Below are 23,244 nucleotides of genomic sequence, written 5' to 3' on the forward strand. Positions count from 1 at the left end.
GGTGGTTAGTCTGAAGTCAGGCCTTCCTCATGTTGGCCGCTTCGACGATGAAAGGTGGCCCCGGTGTTGCTGGCACTCCTGCAGGCAAACGCTGTTGTGATGGATGCGGCTGCCAACTGTGCTGCCATCGATGCAGCCGCAGAGGCGGCTGCCGCAGCCGGGGCGGCAGTCCTGCTGACACCGGAGCTCTTCCCCGCTGGCTACGCCCCCCGCCGCGTCCGTGCGGAACTGGACCCCGCTGGCCTGCCGGCGCTTCACGCGAAGCTCGCCGGCATCGCCCGCCGCCACCGCATTGGCCTGGTGTACAGCCTTCCCCGGGTCACCCCGCAGGGGGAGTGGCATATCAGTGCCACCCTTCTTGATGCCGAGGGGACCAGCCTGCTCACCTATGACAAGGTGCACCTCTTCGGGGCCGATGAACGGGCCGCCTTCAGCCCCGCCGCCCAGCCTCCCGCCGTCGTAAATTTCAAAGGGGTCCCCACTTCGATGGTGATCTGCTACGACGTCGAATTCCCTGAGGCGGTCCGTGCCGCTGCCGTGGCCGGTGCCGAACTGCTCCTGGTTCCCACCGCGCTGGGACACGGGTTCGATGACGTTCCTCAGGTGTTGCTGCGGGCGCGGGCACTGGAAAGCCAGGTCACGATTGCCTACGCCAACCACTCCGGCGTTGAAGAGGGATGCCGGTTCCTTGGCGGCAGCGTTATCGCGGGGCCGGATGGCAAACTGCTGGCGGCAGCCGGGGAAGAACCTCAGCTTCTCTACGCCGAGGTGGACGAAGGGTCTGCTGCCCGGGCCCGCGAGGAAGTGCCCTACCTCGCCGAACGGCGTCCGGAGATCTACCGTTCCTGGAACTCCTGAGCGTCCCCGGGCAGCAGAACCTCTTCGTACTGCAGCGCAATCCACAACTCGGCACGGGACTGGGCCTGGCCAAGGTCCATATCCAGCAATTCAGCGATGGCGTTGATCTGGCGGCGGACGCTGTTCCGGTGCATGCCAAGCTCCTTCGCCGTGGCGTCCCAGCTTCCGTTGGCGGCCAGCCAGGACTGGAGAACCCGGAGCTGTCCGTCGCGGCGTTCGGGCTCCAGCTCAAGGACCGGCGCCAGGAGCCTGGCTGCCAGCATGGTGCCGGCTTCCCTGCCGAGCAGGCCGGTGACCGACCACGTCACCTCCTCGACGCGTGCGCTTTTGCCGGTGGCAATCACCCGGGGCCGCAGCGACGAGGCGCGGCGGTAGGCCCCCGGCAGGCCTGGGAGTTCTGCCGGCTCACCCACCACAAGGCGCCACCCCAGCTGTTCCACCTCGGCCACCAGCTGGTCGTCCACCTTCAGCCGTGTCACGGCCGCGAAGCCGTAATCGGTCAGTTCCACCATCTTGCTGTCGAACAGCCGCCGCCATTGCAGCAGTTCCCGGACCGGCCCGTCTGCGGCAGCCGGGGCAGCCGCTGCCCGCATCCCCTGCACCACGCGGACCTGGCCGGAACGGGTTCCCGCGACGCTTTGGGCCAGCAGATCCTTCAGCCCGTTCAGCTGCCGGCTGTTGCCCCCTGCCAGTGTTTCGGGGTGGAGCAACAGGGCGGTGGCGAGCTGGCTCGGGGCAAGGGAGCCGCTGGTGCGTTGGCGGACCAGCAGCTCCAGGAGTCCCACGACGGAAGACACCACATTGTTCTGGGCCGGGGTCAGTGGCTTGTCCGCGCCAAGCACCAGGCTGCCCAGGGTTGCGTCCTTGTTGCTCCTTAGGGGGTGGCCGAACACCAGCGCCGAGCCGGGAGCATCGAACGTTTCGGTTTCCACCCGGGGTCCGCTGCCGCTAAGGAGTTTCTTCAGGAGGGGCTGAAGTTGGGCGGGTTCGACGGCGGCACCCGCCCGGGCGCGCACGCGCCCGTCCGTGCCGAAAAGGACCGCCCACACCGGCACGCGCTGTGCCAGTGCCGCCAGGAGTTCATGCTCCGGCCGGGCCGAAAGGACGGCGCTCATCAGGTGGCGGTTGGTCTCGGCGAGTTGCCGGAAGACCTGCGCATTTCCTGACTCCAGCAGTTTGGAGAACTCCAGTCCCAACGCGGCAAAGGGCACACTGGCCGGCACCTGCACCAAGGTAAGTCCCTGCTGCCGGCAGGCTGCCAGCACGTGCTCCGGCACGGCGTCGTAATACGGCTGCAGGCCGAAGCCCAGCGCGGCCACTCCTGCGTCCACGAGCCGGCGGACGTACTCCTCAGCCCGTGAGGCAGCGCCTCTGATGGACCTGCCTCCATTGCCACCGCCGTTCCCATCCCCGCCACGGAACGGCAGGCCCGCCGTGAGGACAAACTCGCCGTCGAGCAGGTAGGGGGTGGGGTCCTCCAACTCGCTGGGTTCCACCCAGCGCAGGGGCACATGGCGGTTGCCGGCGTCGTGGACCACTGCCACCGCTGCCGGCAGCGCTTCGAGGAACTGTCCCAGCGTGACGGCGTCAAACTGATCCGTCCTGCCGTCTCCGGCTGGTGCATTACGTCTCATGGATGATCACTATAGGTCACTTTGCACTGCTTGAGATGCGGCTCACAGCCCTACTGTGAATGAGGGGAAACCAGTTCAAGCAGCCAACAAAAAGAACGGACGTCAACGATGACTGTGCCTACACTCTCCGGCCGGACCGCGGCCGGGCCGGCCGCCCGTCCCGCTCTGGGCGCCCAACTCCTGCGCCGGAAGCCCATCGCTCAAATGGTCAGCGAGGCGGAGAACGCCGGCGGCGGCCCGCGGCTGGTCCGCAGCTTCGGTGTCCTCCAGCTGACCATGATTTCCGTGGGCGCCACCCTGGGCACCGGCATCCTGGTGATCCTGGGCGAATCTGTTCCGCTGGCCGGGCCGGCCATCTGGATTTCCTTCGCCATCGCCGGCCTGGCCGCACTCCTGTCCGCAGTGTCCTACGCGGAAATGGCGGGGCTGGTGCCCGTGGCCGGTTCCAGCTACTCCTACACGTACGCCACCATGGGCGAAGGAATGGCCTGGATCTGCGGCTGGTGCCTGGTGCTGGAGTATGCGGTGTCCGTGGCCGCAGTTGCGGTAGGGGCGGGGCAGTACGTGAACGAAGCCCTCGCGGTGTTCGGGGCCGTCCTTCCCGACGCCGTGTCGCAACCGCCTGGCGACGGCGGCGTAGTCAACGTTCCGGCCATGGTCATCGTGGTACTCGCCACCATCCTCCTGGTCCGCGGCGCCAAGGAGAGCGCGTGGATCAACACCGCCATCGTGGTGGTGAAGGTGGGCATCCTGTTGTTCTTCTGCGCCGTGGCATTCACCGCCTTCAATGCCGGGAATTTTGAACCGCTGCTGCCCATGGGTGCCGCCGGTGTCTCGGCCGCCGCCTCCCGGGTGTTCTTCTCCTACATCGGTTTCGATGCCGCCTCCACCGCGGGCGAAGAAGCCCGCAACCCCAAGCGCGACCTTCCCAAGGCCATCCTGCTGTCCATGCTGATCGTCACCACTATCTACGTCCTGGTCGCCGTCGCCGCCATCGGCGCCCGGCCGTGGGGCTGGTTCGACGGTACCGAGGCCGCCCTCGTGAAGATCCTCGAGGAAACCACCGGCCAGCCCTGGATCGCCCTGGTCTTCGCGGTGGGTGCCGTGCTGGCCATCGCCAGCATCGTCCTCACCGTGCTCTACGGCCAGACCCGCATCCTGCTGTCAATGTCCCGTGACGGGCTCATTCCCAGGGTCTTTGGGCGCGTCTCCCGCCGGACCGGCACCCCCGTGGCCGGCACGCTCCTGGTGGGAACCGCCGTCGCCCTCACCGCCGGGCTGGTGCCGCTGGGCGCCCTCGCGGACGCCACCAGCATCGGAACACTCTTTGCGTTCGCCCTGGTGAACCTCGCCGTGATCTACCTCCGCCGCACCCGGCCTGAGCTGGAACGGACCTTCCGGGTGCCCCTGTTCCCGCTGACCCCTATCCTCGGCGCTGTGATGTGCGCTTACCTGATGGCCAACCTTGGTGCTGATACCTGGGTAGTCTTTGCCCTCTGGATGCTGGCGGGCGTTGCGGCGTACTTTGGCTACGGACGCCGCAACTCCCGGGTGGCGGCCCTGAGCAACGACGAATACCGCGAGCTGTCCGGACCGAAACTTTCAACCCAGCAAATCCCCGAACCGATGAAGGCAGAACTTCCATGACCATCGCCACCGAACTGCCGGCTTCCGATCCGTCGAGCACCTCAGCCGCCCCGGCCGCGGCTCCGGTTGCCGGGGGAGTCGCCGCGGGCCCCATCACCATGCTTAACCCCGACTTCCCGTTCAGCTACGACCACTACCTCGCCCACCCCGACGGACTGGGATCCGTGCCGCCCGAACTGCTGGGTACTGAGGTGGCCGTGATCGGGGCAGGTCTTTCGGGCCTGGTGACCGCTTATGAGCTGATGAAGCTGGGGCTGCGTCCGGTGGTGTTCGAAGCCGACCGGATCGGCGGACGGCTGCGCACGGCCTCGTTCCCTGCGGCACCGGGCGTGGTGGCGGACCTCGGCGGCATGCGCTTCCCGGAATCCGGCAAGGCGTTCTACCACTATGTGGATTTGTTGGGCCTGGAAACGGAGGAGTTTCCCAACCCGCTGTCCCCGGCAGCATCCAGCACCGTGATTGAGCTCGCGGGCAAGAAACACTACGCGGAGAAGCCCAGTGACCTGCCGCCGTTCTTCCGGGAAGTGGCGGACGCGTGGAAAGCGGCGGTCAATGACGGGGCCAAGTTTGCCGAGATGCAGCAGGCCATCCGTGCCAGGGACACTGCCCGGATCAAGGAACTGTGGAACGAACTGCTGCCGCTGATGGACGAGCAGACCTTCTACGGCTTTATCGCCGCCAGTGAGTCCTTCAAGGAAGCGGGGTTCGCGCACCGGGAAGCCTTCGGCCAGGTGGGCTTCGGCACCGGCGGCTGGGACACTGATTTCCCCAACTCCATCCTGGAGATCCTCCGCGTGGTGTACACGGACGCTGATGACCAGCACCGGCTCATCCGCGGGGGAGCGCAGCGCCTGCCCGAGGCACTGTGGCAGCACGCGCCGTCGGGCATGGCCCACTGGCCGGAAGGGACCTCACTGTCGTCACTGCACTCCGGCTCGCCCCGCGGCGCGGTGGGCAGGATCAGCCGCGACCCGAACGGAAACCTGCGGATCCGCGAACGATGGGGCCGCGAAGCCAGTTACCCGGCAGTGGTCACGACCTGCCAGTCCTGGCTCCTGTCCACCCGGATCCATACAGAGGAGGCCCTGTTCCCGGCGGAGCTCTGGACGGCCATCGAGCGCTCGCACTACATGCAGTCGTCCAAGACGTTTGTGATGGTGGACCGGCCGTTCTGGAAGGACATCGACCCGGACACCGGCAACGAGGTGCTCTCGATGACCCTCACGGACCGCCTCAACCGCGCCACGTACCTGCTGGACAACGGCCCGGACCAGCCCGCCGTCATCCTGCTCTCTTACACATGGAACGACGACGCGCTGAAGTGGCTGGCGCTGGACGCGGACGAGCGCGTGGAACTGATGCTGCATTCGCTCGAGCAGATCTATCCCGGAGTGGACATCGCCGGCCACATCGTGGGCCAGCCCATCACTGTCTCCTGGGAGGCGGACCCCAACTTCATGGGCGCCTTCAAGGCCAACCTTCCGGGGCACTACCGCTACCAGCAGCGGCTGTTCACGCACTTCAAGCAGGACAGGCTGCCCGAATCCCAGCGCGGCATCTTCCTGGCAGGCGACGACGTTTCCTTCACCGCCGGCTGGGCCGAAGGCGCGGTGACCACCGGGCTGAATGCAGTGTGGGGAGTGCTCAACCACTTGGGCGGGGCCTCGGCTCCGGGCAACCCCGGGCCCGGTGAGCTCTTGGACGAGATGGGGCCTATCAGCCTCGATTAGGTGTGGATTTGGCGGTGCGCCCGGGCCAGCTCAACGTAGCGTGCCGCGTTGGCCCGGACGCCGTCGTACTCCTCATCGGTGAGTTCGCGGCGCACCTTGCCCGGGACGCCCGCCACCAGCGAGCGGGGCGGGACGATGGTGCCCTCCAGCACCACAGCGCCGGCAGCCACTAGCGAGCCGGCGCCGATCACCGCGCCGTTAAGTACTGTTGCGCCCATGCCGATCAGGCAGTCGTCCTCCACAGTGCATCCATGCACGACGGCGGCGTGCCCCACGCTGACCCGTGCGCCCACCGTGCAGGGGAAACCGGGGTCCGCGTGCAGCACCACGTTGTCCTGCAGGTTGCTGCCGGCGCCCACCGTGATCGTGGCGGTATCAGCGCGGACCGAGACACCGTAGAACGCGCTGGCGTCTTCAGCCAGGGTGGCGTTGCCGATGATCGACGCCGTGGGTGCAACGAAAGCCGAGGGGTGGACGGCCGGGGTGTTACCGGCGAAAGGGTAGAGAGGAGCCATGGCCCAAGCCTAGGACATCCGCCCGGACCCAAGTAGGTCGCAGTTCACGTCGTCAAAACGCGGGCGATGTTTAACTGGGAGCTACTCGGGTTCAGGAACCGCAGGGGTGCGCAGGACCAGGAACTGGTAGTGCTGGGTCCAGTGCCCGGCTCCGGGGCCTGACTCGGCGCCGGTCCCCTCCGGCCACGTCTGGAAGTGCTCGACTTGGCCGTGCCGGCCGAAAATCCGCTGGAGGGTTTCGTCGCTGCGCCTGCTGAAGAACCGGCGGGGCTCTTCGCGGTCTTCAGGGTTCCGGACTTCCTCATCGTTCCCGGACCAGAGTCCGACGGCGATAGGCGCTCCCGGTGCACTGACCCGCACCAGCTCGCTGACAACGTCGTGGATCCGGCTGTTGGGAACGTGCAGCAGCGTGCTCATGGTCCAGGCAGCCGAAAAAGAGTTGTCCGGGAAGGGCAGCCTCCGGCCGCTGGCCACACTGACGTCAAGGCCTTTGGCCCGCGCCAGTCGGACGCTTTCGCCGGACAGGTCCACGCCGCAGTAATGCAGGCCCGCCCGCACGAACTGAAGGCCTTCGACGCCCGTGCCGCACCCGAGCTCGAACAGCGAGTGGCGGTGTTCGTCCTTGAGCAGACGGATGAACCACTCCCGGCACTGAACGCGGGGCGGTGTCATGGCGCGGGTGCTGCCGGCGGCTGCCTCCCGGTCGTAGAACACAGCAAGGTCGGCTTCGTGGTCGGCGTGCTCTGGACTGCCCTGCATGCTTTCGTGCCCCCTGCCCGGCGGACGAAACGCTAGTTAAAGACCACTGTCCGGTTGCCGTCCAGCAGCACCCGGTGCTCCGCGTGCCATTGCACGGCCTGGACCAGTGTGCGGCCTTCCACGTCCCGGCCCATCTGGACGAACTGTTCAGGGGTGCGTGCGTGGTCCACACGGATGACTTCCTGCTCGATGATCGGCCCTTCATCCAGGGCAGCCGTCACGTAATGCGCGGTGGCACCGATCAGCTTCACGCCGCGGGCATGGGCCTGGTGGTACGGCTTGGCGCCCTTAAAGGAAGGCAGGAAGGAGTGGTGGATGTTGATGGCCTTGCCGGTGAGCTCGGTGCAGAGGTCATCGGAGAGGACCTGCATGTAGCGGGCCAGGACGGTCAGTTCGATATCGTGCTCGGCGATGATGGCCCGGAGCTTGTCCTCCGCCTGGACCTTGGTGTCCTTGGTGACCGGGATGTGGTGGAACGGGATGCCGTAGAACTCCGCGAGCCCGGCAAGGTCCTGGTGGTTGGACACGATGGCAGGGATCTCGATGGGGAGGGTGCCGGAGCGCTGCTGGAACAGCAGGTCGTTGAGGCAGTGGGCGGAGGTGCTGGCCATCACCAGGGTGCGGACCTTTTGTCCCACCGCGTTGAGGCTCCACTGCATGCCGAACGCGCCGGCCACCGGCTCCAGGGCGGCCCGAAGCTCTGACACGGGGGCCGCCGTCGTAACCTCTACCCGCATAAAGAAGTTGCCCGTGGCGGGGCTGCCGTACTGCTGCGAATCCGTAATATTGCACCCCGCCGCCAGCAGGGCGCCGGCCACCGCATGGACGATTCCCGGGCGGTCCGGGCAGGACAGGGTTACTACGTACGCTTGGTTCGGCTGCTCTTCACTCACGCGTACAAGCCTACCCGTGCAGCAGGGCCGGGATTTGGTACGCTGGGAAGGTCGCAACTGGCGTTGGGTGGCTAACCACCAGGGAGCGGCAATCACGAAGACCACGGATCGTACGCCTGGGCCGAGGGTCATGTCTTGCCGGAAATTGGGGCTGCACCTGCGTCAGTACTGCAGCGCCATGCCCGCGCTTTCACGCCCTGTCATAAGGCAGTGTGCGAGTGCGCCAGCCGGTAGCCTGACCTAAGCAGTGCCCGTATCCCTAGCCAGGAGTTCTTCGTGACTACTACAGCCACCTCAACCACCGCCGTCAGCAATCAGCCGCTGGCTGAGCTCGACCCCGAAATCGCCGCAGTCCTGGACCAGGAGCTTGGCCGCCAGCGCGGCACGCTGGAAATGATCGCCTCCGAGAACTTCGCACCCCGCGCGGTCATGGAAGCCCAGGGCTCGGTCCTCACCAACAAGTACGCCGAGGGTTATCCGGGCCGCCGCTACTATGGCGGCTGCGAATACGTGGACATTGCCGAGCAACTGGCGATCGACCGGGTCAAGGCCCTCTTCGGCGCCGAGTTCGCCAACGTCCAGCCGCACTCCGGTGCCCAGGCCAACGCCGCTGCACTGTCCGCCATGATCACCCCCGGCGACAAGATCCTTGGCCTGTCACTGGCCCACGGCGGCCACCTGACCCACGGCATGAAGCTGAACTTCTCCGGCAAGCTGTACAACGTGGCTGCCTACCAGGTGGAGGAAGGCAACTTCCGCATCGACATGGACAAGCTCCGCGAGCAGGCCATCGCCGAAAAGCCCCAGGTCATCATCGCCGGCTGGTCTGCCTACCCGCGCCACCTGGACTTCGCCGCCTTCCGCTCCATTGCGGACGAGGTGGGCGCGCTGCTCTGGACTGACATGGCACACTTCGCCGGCCTGGTGGCCGCCGGCCTGCACCCCAGCCCGGTGCCGCACTCCGACGTCGTCACCTCCACGGTGCACAAGACCCTGGCAGGCCCCCGCTCGGGTGTGATCCTGGCCAAGGAGCAGTGGGCCAAGAAACTGAACTCCGCGGTCTTCCCGGGCCAGCAGGGCGGCCCGCTCATGCACGTCATCGCCGCCAAGGCAGTGGCCTTCAAGATTGCCGGCACCGAGGAATTCAAGGAGCGCCAGGAGCGCGTCCTGGAAGGCGCACGGATCATTGCCGACCGCCTCAACCAGGCCGACGTCGCCGAAGCCGGCGTCTCCGTCCTCACCGGCGGCACCGATGTGCACCTGGTCCTCGTTGACCTGCGCAACTCCCAGCTGGACGGCCAGCAGGCAGAAGACCTCCTGCACTCCGTGGGCATCACCGTCAACCGCAACGCCGTTCCGTTTGACCCCCGTCCGCCGATGGTCACTTCCGGCCTGCGCATCGGCACTCCGGCCCTGGCCACCCGCGGCTTCGGCGCTGCCGAGTTCACCGAGGTGGCCGAGATCATCGCCACCGCGCTGAAGGCCGGCAACAGCGCCGACGTCGAGGCCCTCCAGGCGCGCGTGGACAAGCTCGCCGCCGACTTCCCGCTGTACCCGCAGCACGAGCAGTGGTGACCCATGACTGAAGCAACCAAGACCGCCCGGATCCTTGACGGCAAGGCAGCCGCTGCAGCCATCAAGGCCGAGCTGACGGAGCGGGTCGCGGCCCTGAAGGCCCGCGGCGTCACTCCCGGCATTGCCACCGTGTTGGTGGGTGCGGACCCCGCCTCCCAGCTGTATGTGTCCATGAAGCACAGGCAGTCCGAGGAGATCGGGATGAACTCGATCCAGCGTGAGCTTCCGGCGGATGCCACCCAGGCACAGGTTGAGGCCCTCATTGACGAACTCAATGCGGACCCGGCCTGCCACGGGTACATCGTGCAGCTGCCGCTGCCCAAGCACCTGGACACCGATGCCATCCTGGAGCGCATCGACCCCGCGAAGGACGCTGACGGCCTGCACCCGACCAACCTTGGCCGGCTGGTGCTCAACGTCAACGGCAAGATCACCTCGCCGCTGCCGTGCACGCCCCGCGGCGTCATCGAGCTGCTCCTGCGCAACGGCTACGACCTCAAGGGCAAGCACGTGGTGGTGGTTGGCCGCGGTGTGACCATCGGCCGGTCCATCGGATTGCTGCTGACCCGGCGCGAAATCAACGCCACGGTGACGCTGACCCACACCGGCACCACGAACATGTCGGAGCTGCTGCGCCAGGCGGACGTCATTGTTGGCGCGGCCGGTGTGAAGCACATCGTCAAGGCTGCGGACGTGAAGCCGGGTGCCGCCTTGCTCGACGTCGGCGTCACACGGGAGACCGACCCCGAGACGGGCAAGAGCAAGGTCCATGGCGACATTGACCCGGCTGCCGCGGAGGTTGCCGGCTGGATTTCGCCGAACCCCGGCGGCGTTGGCCCTATGACCGTGGCCCTGCTGATGACCAATGTGGTCGAAGCCGCGGAGCGCAAGGCGGGAACCGCCTAGCCGCGCAGCAAGCAGCCCGACGGCGGCAAGCACCTTTTCCAGTAGGTGCTTGCCGCCGTCGTACTTAACACAGCTGTATTAACCAGGGCACTTCCACAGAGCCAAAAGCTCCACTAGTCTGCGGAGGGTGCACAACGAAGCCATCCTCCCCTCCGCTGCCCGGAAGGGCGGGCGGCAGGGGCCCGAAATGGTCATCACAGCCGAAAACCTGACCAAAAAGTACGGCGATGTGGCCGCCGTCGACGGTATCTCCTTCAGCGTCACGGCAGGGGAATCCTTTGGCCTGCTCGGTCCCAACGGGGCCGGCAAGTCCACGACCATGAAGATGATCGGCGGCGTCACCGGGCGCACCGCGGGCAGCCTCCGGATCATGGGCCTTGACCCGGACTCACACGGTCCGGAAGTGCGTGCCCACCTGGGCGTGGTGCCGCAGCAGGACAACCTCGACGAGGAACTCCGCGTCCGCGACAACCTCCTGGTGTACGGCCGGTACTTCGGCCTGCCCATGAGCTACCTCAAGCCAAAAGCCGACGAACTCCTCGAGTTCGCGCAGCTGACCGATAAAGCCAAGTCCAAAGTGGACGCGTTGTCCGGCGGCATGAAACGGCGGCTCACCATCGCCCGCTCGCTGATCAACGAACCGCGGATCCTGCTGCTGGACGAACCCACCACAGGCCTGGATCCGCAGGCCCGGCACATCCTCTGGGACCGGCTCTTCCGGCTCAAGGAACAAGGCGTCACGCTGATCCTGACCACCCACTACATGGACGAGGCCGAGCAGCTCTGCGACCGGCTCATCGTGGTGGACAAAGGCCGCATCATGGCCGAAGGCGCGCCGGCGCAGCTGATCCGCGAGCACTCCACCCGGGAGGTGGTGGAGCTGCGCTTTGGTTCCGAGCGGAACACCACCATCGCCGCCGAGCTGGACGGCATCGGGGAGCGGCTGGAAGTCCTGCCGGACCGGGTGCTGATTTACGCGCACGACGGCGAGTCCGCCCTTGAGCAGGTGGCGTCCCGCGGCCTGCGGCCGCTGACATCGCTGGTCCGCAGGTCCTCGCTGGAAGACGTATTCCTCCGGTTGACGGGCAGGAGCCTCGTTGACTAAGAAGGCGGGGTTGACTAAGGAGGCGGGGTTGCCGGCGGCGCCTGCCCGCGGGGACAAACTTCCCGTCGCTCATGGCCCTGCCGTGGCAGCGGCGAAGGCACGGCGCTGGGGTGCTTTCTACTACGCGGAGCATGTGCTCCGGGTGATGAAGGGATACAGCTGGTCGCTCGTGATGTACAGCGTGGGACACCCGGTGGCGTACCTGTTCGCCATGGGCGTGGGCCTGGCCACCCTGGTTGATGCGCAGGGCACGGCAGCTTTCGGGGGAGTGGGGTACGTGACGTTCGTGGCGCCCGCCCTGCTGGTCTCCGCCGCCGTGATGACGGCAGCCAACGAATTCACGTTCCCGGTGATGGGCGGCTTCAAGTGGCGCCGGACCTACTACGGCCCGCACGCCTCGCCGCTGACGCCCCAACAGATCGCGGCCGGCCACGTTATGGCGGTGACCCTGCGGTTCCTGCTGCAGTCCGCCGCCTATTTCGCCGCTGTGGCTCTTTTCGGTGCAGCGCCCGGCGGGTGGGGGTGGGTGACCATCCTGGTGGCCACGCTGGCGGCGCTTTCCTTTGGCTTGCCGCTGATGGCCTATTCGGCGTCGATCACCGAGGACAAGGGGCAGTTCGCCCTGGTGATGCGCTTCATCGTGATGCCACTGTTCCTGTTCTCGGGGACGTTCTTTCCGCTGGACTCCCTGCCGCTGGCGATCCGGTGGATCGGCTGGATTTCCCCGATCTGGCACGGCACCGAACTGGGCCGCGTCTTCAGCTACGGCTACCAGGAACCACCGCTGCTGACGGTCCTGCACGCCGTGGTGCTGGCGGGCCTGGCAGTGGCGGGCTGGTTCCTGACCCGGCGCCAGTTTGCCGTGAGGATGGGCCGGTGAGTGCCGCCGTGCCGGTGAAGAGCGCCGCGGACGAGGCCCGCACCAGGACTTTCGGGCCACTGTATTCGCACAACGCCAGGGCTGTGATTTCGCGCGGACTCCTGGCTACGAAGAGCACCAACTGGCTGGTGATGCTCTCAGGATTCTTTGAACCCGTCCTGTTCTTAATCTCCATGGGTGTGGGTCTGGGCGCGATCGTGGGTCCGGTACAGGGTCCGGGCGGCGGGGACATCAGCTATGCGGCGTACATTGCCCCGGCCCTGTTGGCCGTCTCCGCCATGAACGGTGCTGTCTACGACTCCACCTGGAACGTGTTTTTCAAGATGAACTTCGCCAAGCTTTACCAGGGCATGCTGTACACCTCGCTCGGGCCGCTCGACGTGGCATTGGGCGAGATCTTCCTGGCCCTGCTGCGCGGCCTCCTCTACGCCCTGGGCTTCACTGCAGTGATGGGTGTTATGGGCCTGATCACCACACCATGGGCTCTCCTCATGATCCCCGCCGCCGTGCTGATCGCGTTCGGATTTGCCAGCATCGGGATGGGTATCACGAGCTTCCTGAAGACCTTCCAGCAGATGGACTGGATCAACTTCATCATGCTGCCCATGTTCCTGTTCAGCGCCACGTTCTACCCGCTGAGCGTCTATCCGCAGGCCATCCAGTGGCTCATCCAGGCCATGCCGCTGTGGCACGGGGTGGAACTGCTGCGGCAGATCAGCGTCGGGACCTTCACGGCGGCGACGTCCATCCACATTGGCTACTACCTGCTGATGACCGCCGCAGGCATGCTGCTCACCACCATGCGGCTGCGCCGGCTCTTCCTCAAGTAGCCACTGTTCCCCGGGGGGTGGAAGGCGGCGGGAGCATGCCCGGGCGTTTGAGAGAATGGGTGCATGCAATCTCTGGGCAGCTCCAAGTCAACCTCCAAACCCGCCAGGGGCGGATTCTCCATGTTCCGTATCAGCGGGCCCGGACTCATGGTCCTCGTCACCGCGTTTGTTGTGGCTGTGATCTTCGCGGCCAATCAGAACGACGTCGTAGGCTGGGTGGTTGCCATCATCGCCTTCTTCTGGCTCGCCCTTGCGTCCTTCGTGGTGTTCAGCATCCAGAAGGCCGCCAAGAAAGCCGGAGCAAAGCTGACGGAAGCCCAGAACGCCTTCACCACGGCCGCGGGGCGCGGCCCGTACGCCGGGGCCGACCAGGGCGGAACCCGGATTGTTGCCGAGCGCAGCCACGGGGACGATATCCGCGACCTCAAGCTGGACCACTCCTTCAAGATCGTCCAGGTGCAGATCCGGGTGGTGGAAGAAGAGCGCGCCAAGGGCGCTGCCGCCAACCAGGACACCATCAACCGGGCCCTGGAAACCATCGAGATCACCGCCACGAATGCCAGGGACATGATCAAGTCCTCCGGCAGCGGAGAGCCGGTCACCGGAACCATCATCGACTAGAGTGGAGCGGGTGAGCTCGGCATTGAAGAAGGACCACCTTCGCATCGCATCCGTTAACGTCAACGGCCTTCGGGCTGCCTTCAAGAACGGCATGGCGGCGTGGCTGGAGCCGCGCGAAGTGGACATCCTCTGCCTCCAGGAAGTCCGCGCTCCTGACGCCATCGTCCGGCAGCTGCTGGGCGAAGGCTGGCATATCCTGCACGCAGAGGCAGAGGCCAAGGGCCGCGCCGGCGTCGCCATCGCTTCACGTGAGGAACCGCTGGAAACCCGGAACGGCATCGGTGACGACTACTTCGCCACGGCGGGCCGCTGGGTGGAAGCCGATTTCCGCTTTGCCGATGCAGCCGGGCGCCCTGTCCAGCTCACTGTGGCCAGCGCCTACGTCCACTCGGGCGAGGTAGGCACCCCCAAGCAGGATGACAAGTTCCGGTTCCTGGATGCGATGAGCACGCGCCTGCCTGAATTGACCAAGCACAGCGACCATGCCCTGGTGGTCGGCGACCTCAACGTGGCCCACACGCCCCGGGACATCCGGAACTCGAAGGCCAACATCAAGAAGGCAGGCCACCTGCCGGAGGAACGGGCGTACTTCGACCACTTCCTGGGCGGGGAGGTCGGCTGGCAGGACGTCCACCGCAGCCTTGCCGGCGACGTTGACGGGCCTTACACCTGGTGGTCCCAGCGCGGGAAGGCGTTCGACAACGATACCGGCTGGCGCATCGACTACCACCTGGCCACCCCGGAACTCGCTTCCGCCGCCATCGGGGCGGTTGTTGACAGGGCAGTCTCGTGGGACACCCGCTTCTCCGATCACGCCCCGCTCGTAGTGGACTACCAGCTCTAAGCCCGAAGGTTTCATCCCCATGACTAGCCAGACTTCCCCTGCCCCCAAGAAGCGCATCCTCTCCGGCGCGAAGCCCACCGCGGACTCCCTGCACCTGGGCAACTACATCGGCGCCGTCCGCAACTGGGTGGACATGCAGGCCGAGTACGACGCCGTGTTCTTTATTCCGGACCTGCACGCCATCACCGTGGACTTCGACCCCGCTGAACTGGCCACACGCACGCGTATAGTGGCGGCCCAGTACATCGCAGCAGGTATCGACCCGGACAAGAGCATCTTCTTCGTCCAGTCCCACGTGCCCGAACACGCGCAGCTGGCCTGGGCGCTGAATTGCATCACCGGCTTCGGTGAAGCTTCCCGGATGACCCAGTTCAAGGACAAGACCCAGAAGTCCGGCGCCGACGCCGCCACCCTGGGACTGTTTGCGTACCCCACCCTGATGGCAGCGGACATCCTGCTGTACCATACCGACCTCGTGCCGGTGGGAGAGGACCAGCGCCAGCACCTGGAACTGACCCGGAACCTGGCCCAGCGGTTCAACACGAAGTTCGGAGCCACCTTCACGGTCCCGGAGGCCACCATCGTGAAGGAACGCGCCAAGATCTACGACCTCCAGAATCCCAGCGCCAAAATGTCCAAGACCGGGGAATCGCCCAACGGGGCCATCCAACTGCTCGAGGACCCCAAAGTTGCGGCCAAGCGCATTAAGTCCGCCGTGACCGATGCCGGCACCGAAATCCGGTTCGACCAGGAGGGAAAGCCAGGTATCTCGAACCTGCTGACCATCTATTCCTCCCTCACCGGCAAGTCCGTGGCGGAGCTCGAAGCCGAGTACCAGGGCAAGATGTACGGCCACCTCAAAGTTGACCTGGCCGAGGTGGTGGTCGAGTTCGTCACGCCGCTGCGCGACCGCACCAACGAGCTGATGGCAGACCCCGCGGAACTTGACCGGCTGCTGGCCCACGGCGCCGAGCGGGCCAGGGAAATCGCATCCGTTACCCTTGGCCAGGTGTATGAGCGCATGGGCTTCCTTCCGTCCTTCTCCCTCGCAGGAGTCCGCTAGCGCCATGCCAGCCAGCAAAGTCACCGCAAGGGAAGGCTCCCGCTCCACTCAGGCAGCGGGAAGGCCCGGTAACCCCCAAGGCGACCCAGCGGAGGACACCGGTGCGGCCGGACATGGGCCATCGCGGACGGAAGACATCAGCGTAGGGGTCATCCTGGGCTTCCCGCCCGAGGTGGCTGAGGAGCTGCAGCGCTGGCGGGCATCCTTCGGGGATCCCCTTGCCGACGTGGTCCCGGCACACATCACCCTGGTGACCACCACGCCTACCCGGAACTGGGAAGCCACGCGGAAGCACGTGCGGGACGTGGCCCGCCGGCAAAGCCCCTTTATGGTCACCATCGCCGGCACCGGAACGTTCCGCCCGGTCTCGCCGGTAGTCTTCATCACCGTGGAGGAAGGCTTCGAGGCCTGCGTGGACCTGCACGAAAAGCTGCAGCAGGGCCCCCTCCAGCGGGAACTGCCCTTCGCCTACCACCCGCACGTCACGATCGCCCACGACGTCGCCCCGGAAAGCCTCGACGAAGCTGAAACGGTATTGAAAAACTACAGAGCCACCTTTCCCGTGGTTAGCATGGGACTCTACGAGCACGATGCGGACGGCATCTGGCAGCTACGGGAAGAGCTGGACTTTGGGACCGAAACTGACAACGACGCCGGCACCCGATTCACGGACGCCGCCCCGGACACAGCAGCCGAAGCAGGCTGAACAACAGCCACTTCCCACTGAACAGGCCCGGTTAAAGCTTGCCGTCATCCAGAAACGGATGCAGTGGGGCAAAGCCCGCAGGGCAGGCGGGGGTCCATTCGCAGCCGCCATCGCCATGCTCCAGTGGCTTCTGGCGCGCCTGAACGTCTTCCGTCCCATGCGCGCCTTTCGGCATTACAACCTCCAGCATGGCCCCCTGATGAGTGCCGGCATCGGCTTCAACATGTTCTTCTCCGTCACAGGTCTGCTCGCGACCGGGTTCTCCGTCGCAGGCCTGGTCCTGCGGGGGCAGCCCACGCTGCTGGACACGATCATCAGCAGCGTGGCCTCAAGCGCGCCCGGTCTCCTGAAGGTGAACGGCGGCGACGGCCTGGTTGACCCGGAGGAGCTGCTGAATCCGGATGGGCTCGGCTGGACGGCAGCCATTGCGGCCGCAGTGACTGTTTTTACCTCGCTGCGTTGGATTGCCAGCCTGAGGGACGGGCTGCGCGGCGTTATGGAACTGCCGCCGCCGCTGCTCAACCCCATCCTCCTGAAGCTGCGGGATGCGGGCATCCTGTTGCTCCTGGGTGTGGCGCTGGTGATCAGCGCCGGCGCTTCCCTGGTCTTCGGGACGGCGGCAGGCTGGGTCTCGGAGTTCCTGCAACTGGATAAGGTCCTGGCCGGCCCGCTGACCACGTCCATCAAGATCGGGGTGCCCCTGGTGCTGAACTGGGTTACGGCACTGATCATGTTCCGGTTGGCCGGGGGCCTGAAATTGTCCCGCAGGGCCCTGCTGGAGGGCACCATCCTGGCGGCTTTGGGCTCTACGGTACTGCAAATCTTCAGTACGGAACTGCTGGCCGGGGCAAGCCGTAACCCGCTCCTGGCGCCGTTCGCCATCATCATCGGACTGCTGATCTGGTTCAACCTCGTCAGCCAGGTCTACCTCGTCTCAGCCGGCTGGGCGGCCGTCCGGGAGGCCGACTTGCGGAGCGCCGCCTCGGGACATGACAAAGGGACCTGGGGCGCCCGCCAAGTACAGCCGGGAAAGGTGCCAGTCCAGCCGGGCAAGGCCCCGGTCTACAAGGAAAACGGTGCTACTGGCCGGCGCCGGGGTATTGGCCGGTTCCGGCAGCGATAGTCCGGACCTGCCCGTCCGCCTGGACCTTACGGCGCAGCCACCAGCCCTTCCCACACGACGGTCCAACCGGGCGGGAAACCGGGGGCATTCCGGTCCGGTCCGTTGTCCCACCCGGCGGCCATGAGTGCGACGGCGGCGAGGAGCCCGCCGTTGCCGGGCAGATACAGAGGCAGTGAGTCCGTCTGGCGGTTGTGTCCGTTGGGTAGCACGGTGTTCTTCCCCGCGCCCATCAGGAGTGCGTTAACGGCAGCCTCCGGGTCGTCGAGGCGGGCCGCAGTCATGGCCATCACGGGATAGTCCCAGCCCCACGTGGTGTCCCAGTCCCAGTCAGCAAGCACGTCCGCCAGTGTTGCCCTCATGATCTCCCTGTCGATCAGGTCAGTCTCCGGCAGCACACCGAGCGCGCAAAGCATCGAGGGATGATCCGTCCGAATGGTGAAGGGTTCCACGTCGATGGCAGCGTAGACGCCATCGATCATCCTCGGCTTCACCAGGCCCTCGGCCACTTCGCGCCACGCCTGGACGGGCTCGAGTCCCAACCGCTCCCGCCAGGCAGCTGCGACCCGAAGGGCCCACTGCCAATACGCGAGCTCGAAGGTGGGGTTCGTGACGGCGCCTCGAATGCTGCCGTAGCTCTCCTGGGCAGGAATCAAAGGTGGTCCCAGCTCAAATCCCCGCGAGGTTCGATGTGCGAAGCTGGCCATAAACGCGGCCGTTTCGAATACGATCTCCGCGAACTCCTCCAGCACTTCAGGGCCAGGGCTGGCGCGGTACGCCAGCTCGGCCAGGTGGATGGGGTGCGGCTGCTGCCAGATGAGGAATGTCCCGATGGGGCTGGGGCTCTCCCTGCCGTCAGGGCCTACCTGCTTGGGCCAGCGGACGCCATCGAAACCCTGCTCCCTGGCAGTTGCCCTCGACCGTTCCAACACTGTGGAGTACCACTTCAACGAGGGCAGCAGGAGTTCCGCCCGGTTCCAGTGGGCAAAATGGGCGGCATGCCACCAGTGCATTTCCAGATGGAAGCGGCCCCGCCAGGAATTGCATACCAGGCCGGTTTCCTGCGGGGGCAATGAGCCTGAGCAGTTGACCGCGGTCAGGTACTGCGACAGGACGATCCGGCGCTCCAGCTCCTTCGCCCGGGGATCGTCCGTCGCATCGAGTTCGATGGCACCGCCTGAGGACCAGAACCGGGGCCAATACCTGGCGGAGGCGGCGGCAACGGCACTGCCCGCGGAAAGGGCGCTACCCTCTGGAAGCACGACGGCGGTTCGGGCCTCTGTGCCCTCGCCTGGCCGGGCTGCCGCGCCTGTTAGCTTTCTGCCAGCCGGTGCAGCACAGTCGCCGTCTGCGGCGGGAATGAAAGCAATCGTCATGTCAATGACGGCCGGGCTGTCCTGGCCAGCTGCCGGGGGAGAGACCCGAAGGTGGTGCTGCCCTGTCTGTTCGACGGCAAGTTTTTTGCCCGTGATCACCACCTGGTAGCGGGAGTTGTCCAACTCGCGCTGGACAGCCCAGCTGGTGGAGCCGGCGTGAGCCGCGGAAGGCGCAGCCTCCTTGAGCGTGGTGGTGTGGGAGCCGGGGCTGTGCCAATCGGCAGCATCGTGCCAGGCCTCCGAGCCGTAGGGAAAATCGATGCCAATCACCAGACCGTCACCGAGAGCGGATGACTCCACGCGAAGGCCGAGCTCGTCGCGGTGGGGGTGGCACGCCGTCGTGACGCTGACCGGGTGGCCGCCCAGCGTGAAGGTGCTCGTTACCAGTCCCGTCCACAGGTCCAGGGTCTGCTCGGCGCCGGAAATGTCGGCTTCGGTGATCCCGCGCTCCACGCCGGCCTCCACCAGCCGGAATCCGATGCGTCCCAGATCCAGGCGGTGGGGGTTGGCCCGCAGCCACGTCTCGGCCCGGGAGGCGTCGGTCTCGCGGTCATTGACGATATCGCCCACCATGTCAACGTATGGAACGGGCCCTCGCGGTGAGTCGTAGACGACGGTGGAGCCGGTGAGTTCGTATGGCTGCGCGGGCGGTATGGCGTGCCATCCCCATTGCGCCTGGGTACCAAGAAGCGTTCCCGGCGGCAGTTCGTCCCTGGCACCAACCGGGTAGGCCCTGGGAAAGGACTGGAGGCCGGTGAGGTCCATGGTGAAGGCGAACTCGCCGTTTCCCACGGAGACAGGGCTTCGGGGGTCGAGTGTGCGTTGGCAGACGTTGTGGCGCCGGACGAGCGCTTTCCTTTTGATGGTTCCGCTGCGGGCGGACCCTGGGGAGGGACGGTCCGAACGTGGGGTGGTGGTCTGGCTGTGCACTATGCACGCCCTCCTGACATTTTTCCGGTGAACATGTTGTCGGCTGCAAGATCAAGGACTATGGTGTCCTCCAGTTCCCGCAGCGGATAGAAGGCTGCCCGTTCATGGGGGCTGTTGTTTGGCTGATGCAGGGTCAGGAAAAGCCGGCCGTCCAGGGTGCGGGCGATCATGCCATGACCGCCATCCGTGCTCCACAGCGGCTCGGGTTCCTGGGTCCAGGGCCCGAGCACCGTTCCTGATTCGCTGCGCGCGATTCCCATGGCATACCCGTGATCGCCAAAACTTGACCACAACAAGACCAGTTTGCCGCTGCTGAGCCTGAACAGATAGGGCCCGTCGGTGACGTAGACGGGAAAGTCCAGGTCCCTGGTTGACGGAACGGACAATGGCCGCGCCCACGCTGCCTCCGACGCATTGAACAGGAAGAGAGGTGTTCCTACGGCGCTGCGCAGGTCCGGACTGAGGCGCTGGGCCATCATGGCGCCGTCGTGCACTTGCTTCCATTCATGGCAGAAGACCATCCAGGGCGTCCTCTCGGCGTCCACGTGAAGGGTCCCGTCCAGGCACTGCCAGTTCGATGGGGTGACCGGGCCGCTGCTCCACGGTGTATAGGGTCCCTCCGGCCGGTCGGCGGAGAGTACCTGGGTTCCACGGAAACGGCCCGGGGCTGTGAAGGTGGCGAACATAAAATACCGCCCCTCGAAGAGGTGCACTTCGGGCGCCCAGTATTGCTCCTGGCTCCAGAAGCCTGCTGACGGCCGGAAAGCGGGCAGTGGTCCCTCCCAGCGGACCAGGTCCGGGCTGCGGTAGCAGTCAAATCCTGTGGCGGGCCCAGACCAGGTGTTCTTGTCGGTGCTTCCGAACAGCAGGTATTCACCGGAATCCGGAAGCGTCAGGACAAAGGGGTCCCGGATCTGGATATCACCAAGTGGCAGGTTCATGATGTCCGTTCTGTCGTGCGCCGGGGTTCCGGTATTTGGCTCGGCGGGGCTGTTGACCTTCGCCGCAAGGCCTTGATACGTTTCAGGAACCGTTTTCTCACGTTGGAAAGAAGCTTACACAATGGCGCGTAAAGTGTTCCAGAACTTCCGCAAGACCATCGCTGTCCTTACTGCGGTGAGCACACTTGGGCTCACCGCCGCATGTTCCAGCCCCTCGTCCAGCGAGCCAGCGGAAGGCCCCGTTGAAATCCGCTTCTCCTGGTGGGGAAACGCGGGGCGCGCTGAGCTGACCAACAAGGCCATCGCCGAATTCGAGGCCGCCAACCCCAACATCAAGGTCAAGCCCGAATACGGTGACATCAGCGGGTACTTCGACAAACTGGCCACGCAGGTAGCGGCCAACGATGCTCCTGATGTCATCACCATGGGCGGGGCTTACCCTGCCGAATATGCCAACCGCGGCGCACTGCTGGATCTCTCCAAGGTCAGTGGCTCGCTGGACCTGACAAAGACGGACCAGGGTGCGCTGGAAAACGGCCAGGTCCAAGGCAAGCAGTACGGCGTGTCCACCGGAGCCAATGCACTCTCAATCGTCGTAAACCCCGCGGTCTTCGAGGCAGCGGGCGTTGCAGTCCCGGATGACAGCAAGTGGAGTTGGGAGGACTTCGCGAGGATCGCCGCAGAGGTGACGGACAAGAGTCCCCAAGGCACCTATGGAACGGCAACGGTCCTCACCCATGATTCCCTGGACGCATTCGCCCGGCAGCAGGGCGAGTCGCTGTATACCCAGGACGGCCAGCTCGGCCTGGGCCAGGAAACGGTACAGGATTACTTCGACTACTCGTTGAAGCTGAGCGGGTCGGGAGCGGCACCAAGCGCCTCCGAGACCGTGGAGAAACTGAACGTGAGTACTGAGCAAACCCTGATGGGTATGGGCAAGGCAGCCATGATGCTCACCTGGAGCAACTCACTGTCCGCCCTCAGCAAGGCTTCGGGCGCTGAGCTGAAGCTGCTCAAGCTGCCCGGCGAAACGCCCACTCCGGGAATCTGGCTGCAGTCCTCACAGTTCTACACCATCTCGGCCAGGAGCAAGCACACCGATGCTGCAGCCAAGCTGGTCAGCTTCCTGGTGAACAATGAGGCCGCCGCCAAGATCATCCAGAGTGACCGCGGAGTCCCCAGCAACTCCGACATGCGGAACGCGGTCAAGGATCTGCTGACGCCGCAGGGCAAAGTGGAGGCCTCGTACATCGACCAGATCGGCAAGATGGACTTCGCCCCAACGTTCATCGGGCCTACGGGATCAACAGCGGTCTCCGAGATCACTGCGCGCATCAACACAGAAGTCCTCTTCAAGCGGCTGACGCCTGAGAAGGCAGCGGAGCAGTGGATCAGCGAAAGCAAGGCCGCCATCGGCAAATAGCCAGGTACCAGTAGCCTGTCGGCCGCTGCCCGCTGACAGGCTACTCGGCCGCGTCGAGGTACTGGTCAGCCCAGGCAGCGATGATCCGGCCAGCCCGTGCCGCCTGGCCCTTGCCGGTCAGGAGATGGTCGCTGCCTTCGAGGGAGACGAAGTTCCGCGGATGCCGGGCGGTCTGGAAAATGGTGCTGGCATTTTCGATTCCCACGGTGTTGTCCGTGGGGGAGTGAAGCACCATCAGCGGCTTGTGCAGCTGTTTGATGCAGTCTGTCAGGTCGGCGTTTTCCAGATCCTCAACAAAATGCTTCCGGATCTCCACCCGCTTCCCGCCCAGATCCACCTCCGCGCTGCCTTCGCTCAGGATCTTGTCCAGGGCGGCATCGAAGACATGTGCCACGTGCTTGGGTGAGAAAGGCGCACCAACGGTGGCGACGGCGTCGAGCTCGGGGATCTCCCGCGCGGCCGCGAGCACGGCTGCACCGCCGAAGGAATGGCCCACCAGCAGCGAAATCTGTTTCCCTTCGCCGCGCATGAACTCGGCGGCCTTCACGGTGTCCGCCACCTTGTGGCTGAAGGAACCCGCGGACCACTCGCCGGCGGAGCCGCCCAGGCCCAGGTTGTCGAACCGGAGCATACCCACGCCGCTGTCCGCCAGCGCCTTGCACATCCTCGACGCGGAGGGCGCGTCCTTGCCCAGCGTGAACCCGTGGGAGAAGACTCCCCAGCCCTTGACCGGGCCTTCCGGAATGTCGATGATGCCGGAGAGCATCTCGCCGGTGGAACCGGCAAAGGAGACTTTTTCAGAGCGGGACACAACGTCCCCTTTCTTATCTGTTCCTGGTTAAACTCGGGGCCCGGTGGTTGAGCTTGTCGAAACCGGGATTTCGACAA

Annotated in this window: 21 protein-coding genes and 1 riboswitch; of the genes, 14 read left to right on the forward strand and 7 right to left on the reverse strand. The window is 65.6% G+C overall.

Translation table 11 applies throughout. From position 1 onward, the window contains the following. Positions 1–63: 63 nt before the first annotated feature. Positions 64–858 carry a nitrilase-related carbon-nitrogen hydrolase gene (locus FBY31_RS19655; RefSeq protein ID WP_142044366.1) on the forward strand — a complete coding sequence of 265 codons (795 nt, stop codon included), beginning with the start codon at positions 64–66 and terminating at the stop codon, positions 856–858. Here the strand turns inward: FBY31_RS19655 and FBY31_RS19660 are convergent. Then, positions 837–2,492 carry a PucR family transcriptional regulator gene (locus FBY31_RS19660; protein ID WP_142044368.1) on the reverse strand — a complete coding sequence of 552 codons (1,656 nt, stop codon included), beginning with the start codon at positions 2,490–2,492 and terminating at the stop codon, positions 837–839. The two genes, FBY31_RS19655 and FBY31_RS19660, sit on opposite strands and share 22 nt — an antisense overlap. Positions 2,493–2,600: 108 nt before the next feature. Between FBY31_RS19660 and FBY31_RS19665 the strand changes: the two genes are divergently transcribed. Beyond that, positions 2,601–4,139: an amino acid permease gene (locus FBY31_RS19665; protein WP_142044370.1), complete on the forward strand. Its 1,539-nt coding sequence runs from the start codon at positions 2,601–2,603 to the stop codon at positions 4,137–4,139. Further along, positions 4,136–5,869, forward strand: a complete 1,734-nt coding sequence (locus FBY31_RS19670) for a flavin monoamine oxidase family protein (RefSeq protein ID WP_200833413.1) — start codon at positions 4,136–4,138, stop codon at positions 5,867–5,869. The genes FBY31_RS19665 and FBY31_RS19670 overlap by 4 nt, the downstream gene beginning before the upstream one ends. On the opposite strand, the gene FBY31_RS19675 is transcribed toward FBY31_RS19670, so the two are convergent. The 3 genes from FBY31_RS19675 to purU all read right to left on the reverse strand — a co-directional run bounded on the left by FBY31_RS19675 (position 5,866) and on the right by purU (position 8,036). Beyond that, a complete protein-coding gene (locus FBY31_RS19675; RefSeq protein WP_142044372.1) occupies positions 5,866–6,384 on the reverse strand; it encodes a gamma carbonic anhydrase family protein in 519 nt (172 codons plus the stop codon). The genes FBY31_RS19670 and FBY31_RS19675 overlap by 4 nt on opposite strands. An 81-nt stretch (positions 6,385–6,465) precedes the next feature. Then, positions 6,466–7,143, reverse strand: coding sequence for a class I SAM-dependent methyltransferase (locus tag FBY31_RS19680; protein ID WP_142044374.1), 678 nt, complete (start codon positions 7,141–7,143; stop codon positions 6,466–6,468). 32 nt (positions 7,144–7,175) lie between these two features. Then, positions 7,176–8,036: a formyltetrahydrofolate deformylase gene (gene purU, locus FBY31_RS19685; protein ID WP_142044376.1), complete on the reverse strand. Its 861-nt coding sequence runs from the start codon at positions 8,034–8,036 to the stop codon at positions 7,176–7,178. A 43-nt stretch (positions 8,037–8,079) separates the two neighbouring features. After that, a riboswitch (ZMP/ZTP riboswitch) is annotated at positions 8,080–8,165 on the forward strand. Positions 8,166–8,312: 147 nt separating this feature from the next. Between purU and glyA the strand changes: the two genes are divergently transcribed. From glyA to FBY31_RS19735, 10 genes are all read left to right on the forward strand, one after another. Continuing rightward, positions 8,313–9,611, forward strand: a complete 1,299-nt coding sequence (gene glyA, locus FBY31_RS19690; RefSeq protein ID WP_142044378.1) for a serine hydroxymethyltransferase — start codon at positions 8,313–8,315, stop codon at positions 9,609–9,611. Between the two features lie 3 nt (positions 9,612–9,614). Continuing rightward, complete coding sequence (locus FBY31_RS19695; RefSeq protein WP_142044380.1) at positions 9,615–10,517, forward strand: bifunctional methylenetetrahydrofolate dehydrogenase/methenyltetrahydrofolate cyclohydrolase; 903 nt, start codon at positions 9,615–9,617, stop codon at positions 10,515–10,517. A 187-nt stretch (positions 10,518–10,704) separates the two neighbouring features. Beyond that, positions 10,705–11,622, forward strand: coding sequence for an ABC transporter ATP-binding protein (locus FBY31_RS19700; RefSeq protein WP_200833476.1), 918 nt, complete (start codon positions 10,705–10,707; stop codon positions 11,620–11,622). A gap of 10 nt (positions 11,623–11,632) precedes the next feature. Continuing rightward, positions 11,633–12,502, forward strand: a complete 870-nt coding sequence (locus FBY31_RS19705; RefSeq protein ID WP_142045575.1) for an ABC transporter permease — start codon at positions 11,633–11,635, stop codon at positions 12,500–12,502. Beyond that, positions 12,499–13,332 carry an ABC transporter permease gene (locus FBY31_RS19710; RefSeq protein WP_142044384.1) on the forward strand — a complete coding sequence of 278 codons (834 nt, stop codon included), beginning with the start codon at positions 12,499–12,501 and terminating at the stop codon, positions 13,330–13,332. Before FBY31_RS19705 ends, FBY31_RS19710 begins: the two co-directional genes overlap by 4 nt. A 63-nt stretch (positions 13,333–13,395) precedes the next feature. Further along, positions 13,396–13,953 (forward strand): hypothetical protein, encoded by a 558-nt coding sequence (locus FBY31_RS19715; RefSeq protein WP_142044386.1) that lies wholly within the window; start codon positions 13,396–13,398, stop codon positions 13,951–13,953. 10 nt (positions 13,954–13,963) lie between these two features. After that, a complete protein-coding gene (locus FBY31_RS19720) occupies positions 13,964–14,797 on the forward strand; it encodes an exodeoxyribonuclease III (RefSeq protein WP_142044388.1) in 834 nt (277 codons plus the stop codon). A gap of 19 nt (positions 14,798–14,816) precedes the next feature. Continuing rightward, positions 14,817–15,860: a tryptophan--tRNA ligase gene (gene trpS / locus FBY31_RS19725; protein ID WP_142044390.1), complete on the forward strand. Its 1,044-nt coding sequence runs from the start codon at positions 14,817–14,819 to the stop codon at positions 15,858–15,860. 4 nt (positions 15,861–15,864) lie between these two features. After that, positions 15,865–16,566: a 2'-5' RNA ligase family protein gene (locus tag FBY31_RS19730; protein ID WP_142044392.1), complete on the forward strand. Its 702-nt coding sequence runs from the start codon at positions 15,865–15,867 to the stop codon at positions 16,564–16,566. A gap of 58 nt (positions 16,567–16,624) precedes the next feature. After that, the gene (locus FBY31_RS19735) at positions 16,625–17,689 is read left to right on the forward strand and encodes a YihY/virulence factor BrkB family protein (protein WP_142044394.1); all 1,065 of its coding nucleotides are present in this window, start codon (positions 16,625–16,627) and stop codon (positions 17,687–17,689) included. Positions 17,690–17,715: 26 nt separating this feature from the next. On the opposite strand, the gene FBY31_RS19740 is transcribed toward FBY31_RS19735, so the two are convergent. Further along, positions 17,716–19,992, reverse strand: a complete 2,277-nt coding sequence (locus tag FBY31_RS19740; protein ID WP_442858199.1) for a hypothetical protein — start codon at positions 19,990–19,992, stop codon at positions 17,716–17,718. Continuing rightward, on the reverse strand, positions 19,992–20,933 hold the full coding sequence (locus tag FBY31_RS19745; RefSeq protein ID WP_142044396.1) for a glycoside hydrolase family 43 protein: 942 nt from the start codon (positions 20,931–20,933) through the stop codon (positions 19,992–19,994). The genes FBY31_RS19740 and FBY31_RS19745 overlap by 1 nt, the downstream gene beginning before the upstream one ends. A 121-nt stretch (positions 20,934–21,054) precedes the next feature. Between FBY31_RS19745 and FBY31_RS19750 the strand changes: the two genes are divergently transcribed. After that, the gene (locus FBY31_RS19750; RefSeq protein ID WP_142044398.1) at positions 21,055–22,356 is read left to right on the forward strand and encodes an ABC transporter substrate-binding protein; all 1,302 of its coding nucleotides are present in this window, start codon (positions 21,055–21,057) and stop codon (positions 22,354–22,356) included. A 40-nt stretch (positions 22,357–22,396) separates the two neighbouring features. Here the strand turns inward: FBY31_RS19750 and FBY31_RS19755 are convergent, their stop codons facing one another. Then, entirely contained in the window at positions 22,397–23,167 is a 771-nt protein-coding gene (locus FBY31_RS19755) for an alpha/beta hydrolase family protein (protein ID WP_142044400.1), read from the reverse strand. Positions 23,168–23,244: the final 77 nt, after the last annotated feature.

This window comes from Arthrobacter sp. SLBN-100, from assembly GCF_006715305.1.
Lineage (GTDB): Bacteria > Actinomycetota > Actinomycetes > Actinomycetales > Micrococcaceae > Arthrobacter.

What these genes read in the sequence shown, in the direction of transcription:
- FBY31_RS19660 (WP_142044368.1), bottom strand. Translation starts at nt 2,492, where the DNA reads ATGAGACGTAATGCACCAGCCGGAGACGGCAGGACGGATCAGTTTGAC.
- FBY31_RS19665 (WP_142044370.1), top strand. Translation starts at nt 2,601, where the DNA reads ATGACTGTGCCTACACTCTCCGGCCGGACCGCGGCCGGGCCGGCCGCC.
- FBY31_RS19670 (WP_200833413.1), top strand. Translation starts at nt 4,136, where the DNA reads ATGACCATCGCCACCGAACTGCCGGCTTCCGATCCGTCGAGCACCTCA.
- FBY31_RS19675 (WP_142044372.1), bottom strand. Translation starts at nt 6,384, where the DNA reads ATGGCTCCTCTCTACCCTTTCGCCGGTAACACCCCGGCCGTCCACCCC.
- FBY31_RS19680 (WP_142044374.1), bottom strand. Translation starts at nt 7,143, where the DNA reads ATGCAGGGCAGTCCAGAGCACGCCGACCACGAAGCCGACCTTGCTGTG.
- FBY31_RS19695 (WP_142044380.1), top strand. Translation starts at nt 9,615, where the DNA reads ATGACTGAAGCAACCAAGACCGCCCGGATCCTTGACGGCAAGGCAGCC.
- FBY31_RS19700 (WP_200833476.1), top strand. Translation starts at nt 10,705, where the DNA reads ATGGTCATCACAGCCGAAAACCTGACCAAAAAGTACGGCGATGTGGCC.
- FBY31_RS19715 (WP_142044386.1), top strand. Translation starts at nt 13,396, where the DNA reads ATGCAATCTCTGGGCAGCTCCAAGTCAACCTCCAAACCCGCCAGGGGC.
- trpS (WP_142044390.1), top strand. Translation starts at nt 14,817, where the DNA reads ATGACTAGCCAGACTTCCCCTGCCCCCAAGAAGCGCATCCTCTCCGGC.
- FBY31_RS19730 (WP_142044392.1), top strand. Translation starts at nt 15,865, where the DNA reads ATGCCAGCCAGCAAAGTCACCGCAAGGGAAGGCTCCCGCTCCACTCAG.
- FBY31_RS19735 (WP_142044394.1), top strand. Translation starts at nt 16,625, where the DNA reads ATGCAGTGGGGCAAAGCCCGCAGGGCAGGCGGGGGTCCATTCGCAGCC.
- FBY31_RS19745 (WP_142044396.1), bottom strand. Translation starts at nt 20,933, where the DNA reads ATGAACCTGCCACTTGGTGATATCCAGATCCGGGACCCCTTTGTCCTG.
- FBY31_RS19750 (WP_142044398.1), top strand. Translation starts at nt 21,055, where the DNA reads ATGGCGCGTAAAGTGTTCCAGAACTTCCGCAAGACCATCGCTGTCCTT.